The following is a 14660-nucleotide window of genomic DNA, read 5'->3' on the forward strand; positions in this document are numbered from 1 at the left end:
CACCGTCTGTGCGCCGCCAGGGACTCGAACCCCGGACCCGCTGATTAAGAGTCAGCTGCTCTAACCAACTGAGCTAGCGGCGCCTGCTGACGTCGTAGACCTTAGCACCCTGGTCGGCGGGAGGAAAAATCGATATCCGCACGGCCGAGCGGGCCGCCCGGACGGCCGCCCACAGCAGGACCTCGGGGCCCGGCAGCCAGGGCTGACGGGTGTCGGGGGCGACGAGCCAGCGGGCGGCGGAGCGGGCCGGGGCAGGGCCGGTGGGGGAGGCGCTTCCCGTCGGGGCAGGGTCGGTGAGGGAGGCGCTCTCCGTCGGGGCCGGGACGGTCACCGCGTCGCCGGTGCCGTGGCACAGCAGCGGCGGTACGGCGTCCGTGCGGCAGCTCTCCCGGCCGCCCCGGGTGTCCCGGCCGTGGGTGCCCCACTCCTCCCACTCCAGCAGCGCCGGCAGCCGCTGGGCCGTGCCCGGGGCGGCGAACAGCAGCATCCTGCCGCGGTACTCCGCGACCGGGCCCGAGCCGGGCCCGTCGTCCCACAGCCGGTCCAGCATCCGGCGCCCGAACAGCGCCGGCGCGCTGACCACGTCGAAGACCGAGCCGCAGGGCAGCACGACCGGCGCGTCCGGCCGCTCCTCCCAGAGGGCGAGCGTGCTTCGCGGATACGTTCCTGCCGAGGCGAGCCAGGTGGCTCCGTCCGGGGTGACGTGGGAGGCGTTCCATGCGCTGGTCATGGCATCCAGGTCTACCGGTCGTGACCGCCCGGTTCCCGAGGGTTGCGGGAAATCGGGACAGGAGGGGGTGGGAGGGAGTATCTTGCCCGCCTGGCATATGCCAGGTGATCGGGAAGGGCCCGTTTCAGACGGGGTCGCCGGGCCCCCGGCCCTCGGCGCCGCCCCGCATCAGGTCCCGCCCGAACTCGACCATCTTCTTGGCGTAGTCCTCGGTCCACTCGGCCCGCTCGGCGATGTCCGCCGTCGTCAGCCGGTCGAACCGCCGCGGATCGGCCAGCTGGGCCGCCGCGATCGCCTGGAACTCCACGGCCCGGTCCGCCGCGGCCCGGAACGCGAGCGTCAGCTCGGTCGCCCTGGCCAGCAGCGCCCGCGGGTCGTCGATCGACTCGAGGTCGAAGAAGTGCTCAGGGTCGGAGGCCGCCTCCGCGGGCTCGAAGAGCAGGGGCGCGGGGCGTAGCCGCGGTTCGTTCCGACGCGGCGTGGGCTCCGCCATGTCTTCTCCTCCTCGTACGTCGCGCATGACCCGTGGGGAGTGGGCCACCGTCCATTGTCTCGCGGGCGCGCAAGTGGGCATCGCGGGAGTGGGTACGGCTGCCACACCACCCGCTGTTCGTCACGGCTTCCAGGACACGCGATGTTCGGCCAGATGCGCCAGCACCGCGTGATTGGCCTCCCATCCATCAGGGCTGTGTTCATCGGCCGCCTCCGGCGGCGTGCCGGCCTCCGGCCGGCGGAGGGTCGAGTGGGCCGGGGGATGCCCGGTGGTGCGGGTCACGGGCGCCACACCACCCGGTGTTCGGCCAGATGCGCCAGCACCGCGTGATTCGCCTCCCATCCATCAGGAAACTTCACCACCGTCCCCAGTTGCACCGGCTCCGTCGACGGATAGTCGTCCAGCAGGTCGCTCACGCCCGCCCGGCACACCACGATGCAGGCGTGCCGGTGGCGGGAGGCCAGGACGCAGAGGCGGCCCGTCTCCAGGTGGAAGGCGGTGGCGTCGGGGCGGCCGGAGAGGGGGTGGAGGACCACCGTGACGTCGTACTCGCGGCCCTGGAGCCGGTTCGCCGTGTCCACGACCACATCGGGGACGCCGAGGCCGGCGAGGGCCGCGCGGACCGCCGCCGCCTGGTCCCGGTGGGCCGTGCCCACGGCGATCCGGTCGGCCGTGAGGGGGGAGGGCGCGGCCGACCGTTCCGAGGTCGCCGCGCCGCCGCGGTCCAGCAGGCGCCGTACGACCGCCGCCACCGCCTGTACCGCCTCCGGGTCCGTGCGCGGGGTGTGCCGGGCGGGCAGTTCCAGCAGGCCCCAGCCCGATGCGGCCGCCTCGTCGATCACCCGGTCGGGGCCCGAGCCGTCCGACGGCACGGCGAAGGACAGGCCCCGGTCGCCGTGGCCGGTGCCGCTGCGGAACGGCGTGTAGGGGTAGAAGGCGGCGGAGACCAGGGGCGCCGCCGAGGCCGGGAGCCGCCAGGACACCGGCAGGCGGTGCTGGGGCAGGTCCGGGTTGTGCGCGAGCAGCGTCGTCACCGCCGAGGCCGACGGGTCGTAGGCGAGGCCCGCCCACTGCTCGCTGCCCACGATCGCGAACGGGTCGAGCTGCCCCGGGTCGCCCACGAACAGCGCCCGCTCGAACAGCCCGGCCACCGCGAGCAGCGCGTCCGAGCGCATCTGGTACGCCTCGTCGACGATCGCGTGCCGCCACGGCTCGTCGACCTTCACGTGCGCCCACTTCGCGGCGGTCGAGATCACCACGGCCAGCCCGGCGAGTTCCGCCGCCTTGGCCGATTTACGTACGTTCTCCAGGCCGTCGAGCGCCTTGTCGTACGGGTCGGCGTCGCTGCTGTGCAGTCGGCCCACCGGCAGCTCGGGGTTCTTCTCGGCGAGCCGCAGGACGAGGTCGTCGACCTGGGCGTTGGTCTGCGCGACCACCATCAGGGGCCGGCCCGCCTCGGCCAGTTCGAGGGCCGCGCGGACCACGAGCGTGGACTTGCCCGCGCCGGGCGGGGAGTCGACCACGACACCGCGCGCGGTGCCGTGCAGCGTGTCGTGGAGGATCGCGTCCGTGGCCTGCGCCGCCGCGGCCGAGGGGTCGAACACCGTGGTCACAGCACATCCTCCTCGGTCACCGGGTCGGCGGCCTCCGGGAGCGCCTCGCCGGGCGGCCCGCCGTGCGTCCACGGCGTCTCCTCCGGGTCGGGCAGCTTCGCGCCGCCCCGCTGCTCGTGCTCGAAGAGCGTGAAGCAGACCCGGTCGCCCTTCTCCGGCACCGACCCCGGCTCGGGCTCCTTGCCGCGGCCCATCTTGTCGAGGATCCGCAGCACGACACAGGCCCCGTCCTCCTCGGCCGCGACGAACTCCGCCGACTGCGGCTTCCCGCCCAGCGAGCGGTACACCTTCGTCCGCTCGCCGAGTTGCGGCCGGTCGTCCGTGCGGACCGTGACCAGGGGGCGGGGGCTGGGCCGCTTGCCGTCGCTGTACGCCATCACGACGTCGGTGACCTCGCCCGCGAAGGCCTCCCCGGCCAGTCGCCGGCCCGCCATCACCAGCGGGTCGTCGAGGGCCTCCTGCGCCTCCAGCCGGGCCTGCTCGCGCTCGCGCGTGGCGAGCTTGTTCGCCGCGGTGACCGCGTCGTCGCGGCGCGGCTGCGGGGGCTCGCCCGCCAGCACCCGGTCGCGGTGGCCGGTGAACGACCAGCGGTCGCGCGTCCACCGCTCCTCGACATGCGCCCCCTCGGGCAGCTCCCGCAGCAGGTCCAGCCCCCGCCACACCGCGTCCCAGGTGGGGCGGGTGCGGCTGAGCAGCAGGTCGCGGATCTCCCGCTCGGCGGCGGTCAGGGCCCCGAGCCGGTCGTCGGCCTCCAGGCCGTCCTCGGCGGCGGCGAGGGCGGTGCGGGCGCGGTCGTAGCGCTCGATGGCCGGGGCGAGCAGCTTGTTGTCGAACGCCGGGTCGGTGGCCGGACCGGCCGGGGGACACGTCAGCTGGCCGCGCTCGTCCCGCTCCAGCTCGGCCCGCAGCGCCGCCTCGGCGCCGGTGACACCCTCGGGCGGGTCGATCCAGGCGAGCAGCGCCCCCAGGTGCTGGTCCTCCAGCGTGGACTGCCCGATCGCCCAGTGCCGGCCCAGGACGTCGGTCATCGCCAGCAGCAGGGAGGAGCCGGGCACCCGGGCCCGCTCCCCGAAGTGCGTCAGCCACCGCCCGAGCAGCGGCACCCGCGGCGGTGCCGGGTAGGGCGCCTCCGGATCCTGCTCGGCCGTACGCCGGAACCGCATGGACCGCCCGAGCAGCCGCACCAGGTCGATGCCCGCCCGGCTCGGCACGATCAGCTGCGGCGCGTCCGCGCACAGCTCGACCTCGACCTTGACCCGCTTGCCGGTCTCCGGGTCGGTCTCGGTGCGCTCGGCAGCCTCCACGGCCTCGGCGTATCCGTCGATGTACGGCAGCACCACATCGGCCAGTTCGGCCAGGAACGCGAACCTCAGGTCGCGATCGCGGGGCTGCGGGACGACCAGCAGGCGCGGCGCGTCCCGGTCGGTGCCGACCAGCGCGCCGAGCGGGGCGCCGGCCTCACCGGCGGTGGTGAGCGGCACGAACACCAGCGGGTGGTCGCCGAGATGCCGGTGCCGGACGGTGGCAGCCGGCTGGGCGCGGCCCGTGCTGACCGCTTCGAGGCGGGCCAGGGTGGAGATCAGCGACATGCCGCCTCCAGAGCCTCGGCGCGCAACACGGCCGCGCGCCGCAGCGCCGCCACGGCCGGGTCGTCGGGGTCGCCCGCCTCACCGCGGGCGGCCGCGAGGACGTCCTCGACGGTCGCGAGGCCGCCCAGCTCCGCCCGCACCGGGCGGCCGAGCGAGGTCACCGCGCCCGTCTCGCGGGACCGGGCCCGGCAGTGGAAGGCCAGCTCGCACGCGGACAGGCACTCGGGCGCGTACGTCGCCGGGACCGACTCCACGGCGGCCGTCAGCTCCTCGGCGGGCAGCTCGGGCGAGAAGCACGTGCCCTCGGGGAGCGTGTCGGCGATGTCCTCGATGCGGGTCAGCCGGGCCAGCTGGCGGGCCGTCACCGCGCGCTGCTTGCGGATGTCGACCGCGGACGCGGCCGGCAGGTTGGAGAAGTCCTTCGGGCAGACGAGCAGGATCCGGTGCCGCACCCGCGGGGCCGGGGCCGTCTCATGGGCGAGCCGGACCGCGACCTCCTCCAGCGCCAGCACGTACACCGCCGCCTGCCGGGCCGCCGCCCCGACCTTCGCCGGGTCCGCCGAACCGTCCAGCAGCGGGAAGGACTTGATCTCGACGACCGTCCAGCTGCCGTCCGGATGCACCACCACCGCGTCCGGCTCCAGGAACGCGGGGGAGCCCGCGACGTCCAGCGCGAGCATCGGATGGTCGAGCAGCGTCCAGGCGCCCGGGTGCGCGGCGGCCTCCCGCAGCTCCAGCGCCGTACGGGCCGTACGCCCCTGGGGGCCGGTCGCCGTCAGGTCGGGCACGCGCGCGTCGGCGGGCGGCTCGGCGGAGCGGTCCAGCTTCTCGTGCACCAGCCGCAGCAGCTCCGCGCCGCCGTCGGCCTTGACCTTCGCCTCGAACGCGTTGCCCCGCGTGAGCGCGAACTGCGACTGCCCGAAGGCCGACGGCGAGCCCAGCGCGCTCGCCAGCGCCGTCTTGTTCACCCCGGCGCCGTCGAGGATCGCGCGCCGCGCGCAACCGGGGTTGGCGGCCAGGGCCGCCAGAGCCCGCGCGTCCAGTGCCTTCGCGGGGACGTCGGGGCCGCGCAGCTCAGCGAGCCGGTGCCGGAGCGCCGTCCCCCGCGTCCTTGGGGGAGGCACTCGGCTCGGCTCCCGCTCCGAACCGCGACTCGCGCTGCCGTGGAATTCGCTCACCCGCGGAAGTCTGGCATCCGGCACTGACAATTGAGGAACCTGCGGCCGAAGAGGCCGCCGCGACCGGCGCGACACGCGGCGCGAACTGTGCCCTGACCCGGTCCGCGTTCCGCATCACGACCGGTGCCAGCAACAGCCCGACGCCCATGACGGCCGCGCCGGCGAGCGCGTCGAGGAAGTAGTGGTTGGCGGTGCCCATGACCACGATCGTCGTGATCAGCGGGTAGGCGACACCGGCCGCCTTCGCCGTACGCGTGCCGCCGTAGCGCCACAGCATCACTCCGCACCACAGGGACCAGCCCACGTGCAGACTCGGCATGGCCGCGTACTGGTTGGTCATGCCCCCCATACCGCGCGGTGCGCTCGCCGCGCCGCCCCACCAGCCGTAGGAGCTGTACTGGGCCATCGTGTCCACGAAGCCGTGGCTCGCGTCGAGGAGCCGGGGCGGGCAGGTCGGCAGCAGTGCGAAACCGATCAGGCCTATGAGGGTGGACGTCATCAGCCAGGTGCGTGCGGCGCGGTAGCGCACGGCCCGGGAGCGGAAGAGCCACACGAGGATCACCGGCGTGACCAGGTAGTGCAGTGACGCGTACCAGAAGTCCGCCGGTATGCCTATCCATGCCTCGCGCGTGAAGAGACGGTTCAGCGGATGCTCGAAGTTGATGTGGAGCGCCTGCTCGAAGCGCAGGAGCGCCAGACCGTGGTCGACCGCACCGGAGACGTCGCCCCGGGCGAGGAGCCGGCCCGCCGAGTAGCACGCGTACACCAGCAGGATCAGCGGCAGCTCGGTCCACCAGCGCAGCCTGCGCGCGGGGGCCGCCTCGGTGCCCGGTGTCTCGGTGTGCGGCATCCGATCGCCCTCCCCCTTCGTCGTCACGCGGCGCCCCGGCCGTCCGGCCGTGCCACTTTACGGCGTCCGTACGCGCCCAGGGGGCGCCCCCCGGACCTCAAAGACGCAGAGATCGCCCCCCGGGTTGCCCGTGACCAGGGTGCGCGATGATGGAGGAGTTCCGCCTGCGTTTCTCTTCCTGAAAGGTTCCCCATGCCCGCGCGCATCCTGCTGGCCCGGCACGGACAGACCGAGTGGTCACTGTCCGGCAAGCACACGGGCAGGACCGACGTGCCGCTCCTGGAGGAGGGCCGGCGCGGCGCCAAGCTGCTCGGCGAACGCCTGCACCGGGCGCCGTACGACGGCCTGCCCGGTGTCGAGGTGCGCACCAGCCCGCTGGCACGCGCGCGTGAGACGTGCGAACTGGCCGGGTTCGGGGACCGCGCGCGTGCCTGGGACGCGTTGCTGGAGTGGGACTACGGGGCGTACGAGGGCATGACCCCGGCGGACATCCAGGCCGTCCGGCCCGGCTGGTTCATCTGGCGCGACGGCGTCCCCGAGGGCGAGACGCTCGCCGAGATGACGGCCCGGGCGGACGAGGTGGTGTCCTGGGCCCGCTCCGAGGACCGCGACGTCCTGGTCTTCGCCCACGGGCACATCCTGCGCTCCATCGGGGCGCGCTGGCTGGGCCTGCCGCTCGACTTCGCGGCCCGGATACGGCTGAACCCGACGTCGTTGTCGGTGCTGGGCTGGGCGTACGGAGAGCCGGCCATCGAGAGCTGGAACGACCTCGGGCACCTTGCCTAGGTGATCCGCGGCAGGGACGCGTGCCTCTCCAGGAACGCCGACACCCCCGAAGCCCTCCGGTGCGGCAGCAGCACCCGGGCCGTGGCCGCCAGCATCGTCTGGATCCGGGACGACTGGACCTCCTCCAGCAGGTCCAGCACCCGCATCCCCGCCACCGCGGCCTCGTCCGGGCGTCCGCCCCGCGCGAGGTCGTCCGCCAGCTCCGCCGTGTACAGCGCGATGTTCCGCGTGAAGTGCGGATCCTGAAGCTCCGCCGCCCGCCGCGCGTGCCGGGCCGCCCGGGGCCAGTCGCCCAGCGTGGACCAGCACTGCGCCTCCAGGCCCTCCAGTTCGGCCTCTCCGTAGAAGCTCATCCACTCCGGGTCGGCGTCCGAGGGGCCCCGCTCGAACAGGGCGTGCGCCCGGGCCAGTGCCTGCTCGCAGCCGACGCGGTCGGCGAGCCCCGCCCAGCCGCCCGCCTCGCGCAGCGCGAGCAGCGACATCAGCCGGGCCGAGCCCACGGGCCGGGCGACGCGCTGCGCGGCCTGGGCCGCCCGGACGGCCTCGCGCGGGCGGCCCGCGTCGCGCGCGAGGAACGCCGTATTGCAGAAGGCGTGCGCCTCCAGGCCCGGGTCGCCGGTCATCCGGGCGGTCGCCAGCGCCTCCGCGTAGTGGGAGCGGGCGTCGTCGAAGCGCCCCGAGTCATGGGCCAGCCAGCCCACGGAGATGGCCAGTTCACCGGCGCCCGAGTAGAGCCGGTCCGCCGTCGTCTGCCGGGTCGTGCCGGCGTCCAGCAGGGCGTAGGCGGCCCTCAGCGGGGCCGCCGCGCGGCGGTAGAGGCCGTCGGCGCCGTGCCGGTCGTCGAGCAGCCGGATCCGGCGGACGGCTTCTTCCAGGGCACCCGCGTCACTCGCCCCGGCGCGGCGCACGGGGCGCTGTGCCGCCGCGGCGTCGAGGGCGAGGCCGACGGGCCCCAGCGAGGCGGCGGCCACCGTGGCGCCCCCGCCGGTCATGAATGCGCGACGCAGCACGTCGCTCTCCTCGTAGGTGTCGTGCGGGTGGTACGGGTCGTACGGGTTCTGCGTGTCATACGGCTCGGACGCCCCACTGGTCTCACTCGTGGCGTTCGCGAGGTTCGTCGTGCGCGTCAGGGGCGCGTCCTCGGTGTCGCGCGCCCGGCGCCCGCGTACCGACGAGCGGGGCGCGAACCCCAGGTCGGTGAGCGTGCGGCCCGGGAACATGTGCAGGAACACCCGTTCGTATGCGTAGTTGGGGCAGCGGATCTCACCCGCCTCGACCCGGCCGATGTACCGCGCGTCACAGCTGACCTGCTCGCCGATCTCGAGGGCGGCCCGGCGGATCGCCGCGGCGAACTCGGCCGGCGAGCGCTGTCCGCGCAGCTGCCGGAAGGCGAGGTTCGGCCGTGCCGGCCGGTCGGGTTGGGATGGGGTCACTGTTGACGACGCCATGGCCGGGTCCTCTCGTGCGAACCGACGAACCATGCCGGTTTCAGGGCGACTTGTACGTGTTGTCCGTAAGGTCTGCCCTGTTTCCGGCGAGCAAGAACGTACCTGCTGTGCCGGAGCCGTCACGCTGGGTTTGACTACAAACCGGATATCTCATCCGTGATCTGCCATGAAGTGCCATCCTTTGCGGCTGACTTCCGCCGTAGCCGTTGACGCCCTCCCGCGTTGAACCCTGCGGACCGGGAGGCCCCCGACTCCCGACCGCTCGTCCAAGCAGGGGTTTTCGTGGTGGAGGCCGGGAGTGGAGACCAGCCGGATCAACGATCCTCGTACGCCGCCGAGCACGCCGGCGGCCGGCTGCGATGTGGTGACGGTGCCGGCGCGGCAGGGGCTGGAGGCGGTGGACATCCTGCGACGCGGGACGGCCGAGGCGGTGGGACCCGTCCTGCACGACGACGGCGGCGGCACCCTGGGCTTCCTGGTACCGCCGGGGACGGCCGCGGCGTGGGACCTGCCGGGGAGCACCTGCACGGGGACCGACGGACGCGGACTGACCCTGGCGCCCCGACCTCCCGTGGAGGGCTCGGACTGGCTGCTCCCGCCCGGTGAGGCCGACCTGGCGACCGACCCCGCGGTGCTGCGCAGGGCCCTCGGGGAGGCGGCCCGGATGATCAAGGCGGCGGACAGCTGCCGCTGAGGCGGCAGGGCTCCGGGTGCACGGGCCGTGCGGTCCCGCCTAACACAGCAGCCCCGATAATGACCCCATGGGAAAGTCCAGGAGCGGGCGGCGCAGGGCCGGTGCGGAGGCCGTCGTCGAGCGCGTCGACGGCGGGCTCGCCGAGCTGGTCCCCGACCGCGAGCGGGCCCGGGCCTGGACGCTGGTGATCGACGGGGCCCCGCAGTCGCACGTCGACCTGGACGACCCGGCGTACCTGTCCTTCGAGTACCAGCGCCGGCTCGGGCACGTGATCGACCTCGCCGCCCCACCGGGCCGCCCCGTGCACGCCGTGCACCTCGGCGGCGGCGCGTTCACCCTCGCCCGGTACGTCGCCGCCACCCGGCCCCGCTCCACCCAGCAGGTCGTCGAACGGGACGCCGCCCTCGTGCAACTCGTCCGCCGCGAGCTGCCGTTGGATCCGAACGCGCGGATCCGGGTGCGGTCCGTCGACGCCCGCGAGGGGCTCGCCAAGGTGCCGGACGGCTGGGCCGACCTCGTCATCACCGACGTGTTCAGCGGCGCCCGGACACCGGCCCACCTGACCTCGACCGAGTTCCTCGACGACGTCCGCAGGGCCCTCAAGCCCGGCGGTGTCCACGCCGCCAACCTCGCCGACGGGCCGCCGCTCGTCCACCTGCGCGGCCAGATCGCCACCGCCGCCGCGCGTTTCGAGCAGCTCGCGCTGGTCGCCGACCCGACGGTGCTGCGCGGCAAGCGCTTCGGCAACGCCGTCCTGGTCGCCTCCGACCACCCGCTGCCCGTCGCCGAACTGACCCGCCGCGCCGCCTCCGACCCGCACCCCGGCCGGGTCGAGCACGGCAGGACGCTCACCGACTTCACCGGCGGGGCCCTGCCCGTGACGGACCTCGCGGCGGTGGCGTCCCCGGCGCCGCCCGCGTCGGTGTTCAAGTGATCCCGTACGGCTGATCCCGTAAGGCGCTCAGTAGTTCCCGTACGGCGCTCAGTAGTTCCCGATCTCCACGCGCGGCGGACCGTCGTGCCAGGTGCAGAAGACCGACACCCGGTCCGCGCCCGAGGAGAACTCCACGCGGATCCACGCCTCCGTCTTCCACACCTGCATCGACCAGCCCGCGCCCGGAGTCGCCGAGACGAGGGAGGCGGAGGTCCGCCCCAGATCGAAGACCGCCCGGCCGCCGTCGGTGTCGTAGCTCTCGACCCGGCCGGAGCCCGCGGGGGTGGGGGAGGGGCCGGCCGGTTTCGTGGGGGCGGGGCTCTGCTTGCCGGCCGTGGGCGGTGGGCTCGGCTTCCGCCGCTTCGGCGGAGGGGTCCGTTCCGACGGTGTCGCGGACGCCTGCGACTCCGGCGTGGCCGCGTCGGCGGCCTTGATGGGCAGGGCGCGCGGCGGGTCGTAGGCCGTGCCCGCCATCACCGTGTGGACACCCCACCACGACAGCGTGACCGCCGCGCCCGTGGCGAGCAGCCAGGCCAGCAGGTGTACGAGTCCTCTGCGCATCGCGGGCCATCCTGCCTCACCCGCCCCACGCCTTGTCCATGAACGGGAGCCGCGCAGGGGCTCGTTGTCCCCAACCGGGGAGTTGTCCACAGGCCCGCACCCGGCTGTTCGAGATGGCGTACGGTGCGGCGCATGGCAAGTGTGCTCGTGGTCGAGGACGACCAGTTCGTACGCTCGGCGCTCATCCGGCACCTGACCGACGCCTCACACACCGTGCGCAGCGTCGGGACGGCACTGGAGGCGCTGCGCGAGGTCGCCCATGTCCGCTTCGACGTGGTGATCCTGGATCTCGGACTGCCCGATCTCGACGGCTCCGAGGCCCTGAAGATGCTGCGCGGCATCACGGACGTGCCGGTGATCGTCGCCACCGCCCGGGACGGCGAGGCGGAGATCGTCCGGCTGCTGAACGCCGGAGCGGACGACTACCTGACCAAGCCCTTCTCCGTAGAGCACCTGTCGGCCCGCATGGCGGCCGTGCTGCGCCGCGCCCGCTCCGGCTCGGGAGAAGGGGAGCCGTCCCCGGCGATCCGGGTCGGCGGCCTCACCGTCGACCCGCTGCGCCGCCAGGCCGAGCTGGACGGCGCCCGGCTCGACCTCACCCGCCGCGAGTTCGACCTGCTCGCCTTCCTTGCCCGCCGGCCCGGAGTCGTCGTCCCCCGCAAGGAGCTGCTCGCCGAGGTGTGGCAGCAGTCGTACGGCGACGACCAGACCATCGACGTCCATCTGTCCTGGTTGCGGCGGAAACTGGGCGAAACGGCAGCGAACCCGCGCTATCTGCACACCCTCAGGGGCGTCGGCGTGAAGCTCGAACCGCCGGGGGCGGAGGCGCCGCGATGAGGTGGGCCCTGGTGAAGGTGTCGCTGGCGGTGACCACCATGGTCGTGCTCGCCTTCGCGGTGCCGCTCGGACTCGTCATCCGCGAGATGGCCCGGGACCGCGCCTTCTCCAATGCCGAGAGGGAGGCCGCGGCCATCGCCCCCGCCCTGTCCATCACCACCGACCGCGACCAGCTGGAACGGGTCGTCGCCTCCGCCGGTTCGGACGCCGGCATGGCCGTGCACATACCGGCGGGCGACGGCCGGGAGGCCCTGGAGCTCGGGCGGCAGCGCGCCGCCGCCGAGGACATCGCGGCCGTGCGGAAGCTGGGCCGCGCCTCCACCACCGGCGTCGCCGGCGGCTCGACGCTGCTCGCGCCGGTCGCGCTCAGCACCGGCGAGATCGCGGTGGTCGAGGTGTACGTGCCCGAGGCCGAGGTCACCAACGGCGTGGGCACGGCCTGGGCGGTGCTCGCCGGGGTCGGTGTCGCGCTGGTCCTCGGCTCGGTCGCGGTCGCCGACCGGCTGGGCGTGCGGATGGTCCGGCCCGCCCAGCGCCTGGTCGAGGGGGCGCGCGAGCTGGGGGAGGGCAAGCTCGGCGCCCGCGTGCCCGAGGAGGGCCCGACCGAACTGCGCCTGGCGGCGGTCGCCTTCAACTCGATGGCCGACCAGGTCGTCCAGCTTCTGGCGAACGAGCGGGAGCTGGCGGCCGACCTCTCCCACCGGCTGCGCACCCCGCTGACCGTGCTGCGGCTCAACACCGCCTCGCTCGGCGAGGGCCCGGCCGCCGACCAGACCAGGACCGCGGTCGAGCAGCTGGAGCGCGAGGTCGACACCATCATCCGTACGGCCCGGGAGGCCAAGCCGCAGACGGCCGCGGCCGGTCCGGGCGCCGGGTGCGACGCCGCCGAGGTGGTCCGGGAGCGGATGGCGTTCTGGTCGGCGCTCGCGGAGGACGAGGGCCGCAAGTGGCGGGTGGCCGGGGCCGACCGGCCGGTGCGCATACCCGTGGCCCGCGCCGATCTGGCCGCCGCGCTCGACGCGCTGCTCGGCAACGTCTTCCGGCACACCCCGGAGGGCACCGCCTTCGCGGTCGACGTGCACAACGGCGACGACGCGGTGATCGTCCTGGTGTCCGACGCGGGTCCGGGCATACCCGACCCGGAGGCCGCGATGGCGCGGGGCCGCGGCTCCGGGAGCGACGGCTCGACCGGGCTCGGCCTGGACATCGTGCGCCGGCTCGCGGAGTCGACCGGCGGGGACGTCCGTATCGGCTCCTCGGTCCTCGGGGGGACCGAGGTGCGGATCTGGATCCAGCCGGCCGGGCGGGCACCGGCGGGCAGAGGACACCGCGGGCCGGTGCGGCGCCGCCGCCGGAGCCGGCCGGCTGACGCATACAACCGGTCCCGGTCCCGATACAGCCGGTCCCGGCCCCACTGACCGCTCCGGGAGCGATTGCGTTCACGGGTCGGTCACGTTTCGACAAATGAAGCCGACTGCTCTTGACGCATGACCTGACATACAGCTGTCATGGCGCCACTGTGTTCGGTCAAGTTGATTTCTGGTCGATTGCACTCGGATTTCGCACACCCTCGTGGCCGATCCCCTGCCCTCAGGAGCCGTTCATGCACCACCACTCCCCCTCCGGACTCGCTCTCCCCGCTCCCAGCCGCCGCAGCCTGCTGCGCGGCGTCGGTGGCGCCGCCCTGCTCGGCGCCGGCATACCCCTGCTGAGCGCCTGCGGCGGCAGCGGCACGGCCGCCGACCCGAAGACCGTCAGCCTGGGCTCCAACGCGTCGGACGCGGTGCCGAAGAAGGCCTTCGCCGAGATCTACGCGGCTTTCACCAAGCAGTCCGGGATCAAGGTCGACGTCAACACCAAGGACCACAACACCTTCCAGGAGCAGATCAACTCCTACCTCCAGGGCACGCCCGACGACGTGTTCACCTGGTTCGCCGGCTACCGGATGCAGTTCTTCGCGGCCAAGGGGCTGGCCACGCCGATCGACGACGTGTGGCAGAAGATCGGGGGGAACTTCCCGGAGGCGATGCAGAAGCTCTCCAAGGGCGAGGACGGCAAGTACTACTTCGTGCCGCTGTACACCTACCCCTGGGCGGTCTTCTACCGGAAGAGCGTCTTCCAGGAGAAGGGCTACGAGGTCCCCACCAAGTGGGACGACTTCGTCGCCCTGTGCAAGCGGATGCAGAAGGACGGCCTGGTGCCGATCGCCTTCGGCGACAAGGACGCCTGGCCCGCGCTCGGCACGTTCGACCAGATCAACTTCCGCGCCAACGGCTACGACTTCCACGTGGAGCTGATGGCCGGCAAGGCCTCCTGGACGGACGCCAAGGTGCGCAAGGTCTTCGACCTGTGGACGGAGATCCTCCCCTTCCACCAGGAGGGCGCGGTCGGCCGCACCTGGCAGGACGCGGCGCAGACCCTGGTGTCGAAGAAGGCGGGCATGTACCTGCTGGGCTCGTTCGTGGGACAGCAGTTCACGAACAAGGCGGACCTGGACGACCTGGACTTCTTCCCCTTCCCGGAGATCGACCCGGCGTACGGGCAGGACACGGTCGAGGCGCCGACCGACGGCTTCATGCTCAGCAAGGCCCCGAAGAACAAGGCCGGTGCGGTCAAGCTGCTGGAGTACCTGGGCACCCCGGAGGCCGAGGAGATCTACCTCAAGTCCGACCCGAACGTCGTGGCCGCCTCCACCAAGGCCGACACCTCCGCGTACACGCCGCTGCAGAAGAAGGCGTACGAGATGATCAGCGGCGCCAAGAACCTCACCCAGTTCATGGACCGCGACTCCCGGCCGGACTTCACCTCCACGGTGATGCAGCCGTCGCTCCAGAACTTCGTCCGCAACCCCAAGAACGTCGACAGCATCCTCTCGTCGATCGAGCGCCAGAAGAAGACGATCTTCGCCTCCTCCTGACCCGAAACGGAGAATCGACGACTCGGATCT

The 14660-nt window shown here is 73.4% G+C and carries 15 protein-coding genes and 1 tRNA gene; 6 read left to right on the top strand and 10 right to left on the bottom strand.

Annotated elements, in window-relative coordinates; genetic code table 11:
* Nucleotides 1–9 precede the first annotated feature (9 nt).
* The 8 genes from IE255_RS01090 to IE255_RS01125 all read right to left on the bottom strand — a co-directional run bounded on the left by IE255_RS01090 (nt 10) and on the right by IE255_RS01125 (nt 6453).
* A tRNA-Lys gene (locus IE255_RS01090) sits at nt 10–83 on the bottom strand.
* Nucleotides 74–730, bottom strand: coding sequence for a bifunctional DNA primase/polymerase (locus IE255_RS01095; RefSeq protein WP_190048178.1), 657 nt, complete (start codon nt 728–730; stop codon nt 74–76). The genes IE255_RS01090 and IE255_RS01095 overlap by 10 nt, the downstream gene beginning before the upstream one ends.
* 124 nt (nt 731–854) lie before the next feature.
* Nucleotides 855–1223 (bottom strand): DUF8844 domain-containing protein, encoded by a 369-nt coding sequence (locus IE255_RS01100; RefSeq protein WP_190048179.1) that lies wholly within the window; start codon nt 1221–1223, stop codon nt 855–857.
* A 120-nt stretch (nt 1224–1343) separates the two neighbouring features.
* Complete coding sequence (locus IE255_RS01105; protein WP_190048180.1) at nt 1344–1505, bottom strand: hypothetical protein; 162 nt, start codon at nt 1503–1505, stop codon at nt 1344–1346.
* Nucleotides 1502–2836, bottom strand: a complete 1335-nt coding sequence (locus tag IE255_RS01110) for an AAA family ATPase (protein ID WP_190048181.1) — start codon at nt 2834–2836, stop codon at nt 1502–1504. The genes IE255_RS01105 and IE255_RS01110 overlap by 4 nt, the downstream gene beginning before the upstream one ends.
* A complete protein-coding gene (locus IE255_RS01115) occupies nt 2833–4425 on the bottom strand; it encodes an amino acid adenylation domain-containing protein (RefSeq protein WP_190048182.1) in 1593 nt (530 codons plus the stop codon). The genes IE255_RS01110 and IE255_RS01115 overlap by 4 nt, the downstream gene beginning before the upstream one ends.
* Entirely contained in the window at nt 4416–5549 is a 1134-nt protein-coding gene (locus IE255_RS01120) for a hypothetical protein (RefSeq protein WP_190048183.1), read from the bottom strand. Before IE255_RS01120 ends, IE255_RS01115 begins: the two co-directional genes overlap by 10 nt.
* The gene (locus IE255_RS01125; protein ID WP_190048184.1) at nt 5500–6453 is read right to left on the bottom strand and encodes a phosphatase PAP2 family protein; all 954 of its coding nucleotides are present in this window, start codon (nt 6451–6453) and stop codon (nt 5500–5502) included. The genes IE255_RS01120 and IE255_RS01125 overlap by 50 nt, the downstream gene beginning before the upstream one ends.
* Nucleotides 6454–6645: 192 nt before the next feature.
* Between IE255_RS01125 and IE255_RS01130 the strand changes: the two genes are divergently transcribed.
* Nucleotides 6646–7239 carry a histidine phosphatase family protein gene (locus tag IE255_RS01130; protein WP_190048185.1) on the top strand — a complete coding sequence of 198 codons (594 nt, stop codon included), beginning with the start codon at nt 6646–6648 and terminating at the stop codon, nt 7237–7239.
* On the opposite strand, the gene IE255_RS01135 is transcribed toward IE255_RS01130, so the two are convergent.
* Nucleotides 7236–8687 (bottom strand): NsdA family TPR-like regulatory protein, encoded by a 1452-nt coding sequence (locus IE255_RS01135; protein ID WP_190048186.1) that lies wholly within the window; start codon nt 8685–8687, stop codon nt 7236–7238. The genes IE255_RS01130 and IE255_RS01135 overlap by 4 nt on opposite strands.
* 298 nt (nt 8688–8985) lie before the next feature.
* On the opposite strand from IE255_RS01135, the gene IE255_RS01140 reads away from it, so the two are divergent.
* Both IE255_RS01140 and IE255_RS01145 read left to right on the top strand, forming a co-directional pair.
* Entirely contained in the window at nt 8986–9381 is a 396-nt protein-coding gene (locus IE255_RS01140) for a hypothetical protein (RefSeq protein WP_190048187.1), read from the top strand.
* 67 nt (nt 9382–9448) lie between these two features.
* Entirely contained in the window at nt 9449–10315 is an 867-nt protein-coding gene (locus IE255_RS01145) for a spermidine synthase (RefSeq protein WP_190048188.1), read from the top strand.
* A 48-nt stretch (nt 10316–10363) separates the two neighbouring features.
* On the opposite strand, the gene IE255_RS01150 is transcribed toward IE255_RS01145, so the two are convergent.
* Nucleotides 10364–10876: a hypothetical protein gene (locus IE255_RS01150; RefSeq protein ID WP_190048189.1), complete on the bottom strand. Its 513-nt coding sequence runs from the start codon at nt 10874–10876 to the stop codon at nt 10364–10366.
* A gap of 132 nt (nt 10877–11008) precedes the next feature.
* On the opposite strand from IE255_RS01150, the gene IE255_RS01155 reads away from it, so the two are divergent.
* The 3 genes from IE255_RS01155 to IE255_RS01165 all read left to right on the top strand — a co-directional run bounded on the left by IE255_RS01155 (nt 11009) and on the right by IE255_RS01165 (nt 14630).
* Nucleotides 11009–11713 carry a response regulator transcription factor gene (locus IE255_RS01155; protein WP_190048190.1) on the top strand — a complete coding sequence of 235 codons (705 nt, stop codon included), beginning with the start codon at nt 11009–11011 and terminating at the stop codon, nt 11711–11713.
* Complete coding sequence (locus IE255_RS01160; protein WP_190048191.1) at nt 11710–13131, top strand: sensor histidine kinase; 1422 nt, start codon at nt 11710–11712, stop codon at nt 13129–13131. The genes IE255_RS01155 and IE255_RS01160 overlap by 4 nt, the downstream gene beginning before the upstream one ends.
* 185 nt (nt 13132–13316) lie before the next feature.
* A complete protein-coding gene (locus IE255_RS01165; protein ID WP_190048192.1) occupies nt 13317–14630 on the top strand; it encodes an ABC transporter substrate-binding protein in 1314 nt (437 codons plus the stop codon).
* Nucleotides 14631–14660: the final 30 nt, after the last annotated feature.

Source organism: Streptomyces lomondensis (assembly GCF_014651035.1).
In the GTDB taxonomy this organism is placed as follows: domain Bacteria; phylum Actinomycetota; class Actinomycetes; order Streptomycetales; family Streptomycetaceae; genus Streptomyces; species Streptomyces lomondensis.

Bases quoted from the DNA above. Each gene is read 5' to 3' on its own strand.
- IE255_RS01095 (WP_190048178.1), bottom strand. From the start codon at position 730: ATGACCAGCGCATGGAACGCCTCCCACGTCACCCCGGACGGAGCCACC.
- IE255_RS01150 (WP_190048189.1), bottom strand. From the start codon at position 10,876: ATGCGCAGAGGACTCGTACACCTGCTGGCCTGGCTGCTCGCCACGGGC.
- IE255_RS01135 (WP_190048186.1), bottom strand. From the start codon at position 8,687: ATGGCGTCGTCAACAGTGACCCCATCCCAACCCGACCGGCCGGCACGG.
- IE255_RS01155 (WP_190048190.1), top strand. From the start codon at position 11,009: ATGGCAAGTGTGCTCGTGGTCGAGGACGACCAGTTCGTACGCTCGGCG.
- IE255_RS01100 (WP_190048179.1), bottom strand. From the start codon at position 1,223: ATGGCGGAGCCCACGCCGCGTCGGAACGAACCGCGGCTACGCCCCGCG.
- IE255_RS01125 (WP_190048184.1), bottom strand. From the start codon at position 6,453: ATGCCGCACACCGAGACACCGGGCACCGAGGCGGCCCCCGCGCGCAGG.
- IE255_RS01145 (WP_190048188.1), top strand. From the start codon at position 9,449: ATGGGAAAGTCCAGGAGCGGGCGGCGCAGGGCCGGTGCGGAGGCCGTC.
- IE255_RS01165 (WP_190048192.1), top strand. From the start codon at position 13,317: ATGCACCACCACTCCCCCTCCGGACTCGCTCTCCCCGCTCCCAGCCGC.
- IE255_RS01130 (WP_190048185.1), top strand. From the start codon at position 6,646: ATGCCCGCGCGCATCCTGCTGGCCCGGCACGGACAGACCGAGTGGTCA.
- IE255_RS01160 (WP_190048191.1), top strand. From the start codon at position 11,710: ATGAGGTGGGCCCTGGTGAAGGTGTCGCTGGCGGTGACCACCATGGTC.
- IE255_RS01115 (WP_190048182.1), bottom strand. From the start codon at position 4,425: ATGTCGCTGATCTCCACCCTGGCCCGCCTCGAAGCGGTCAGCACGGGC.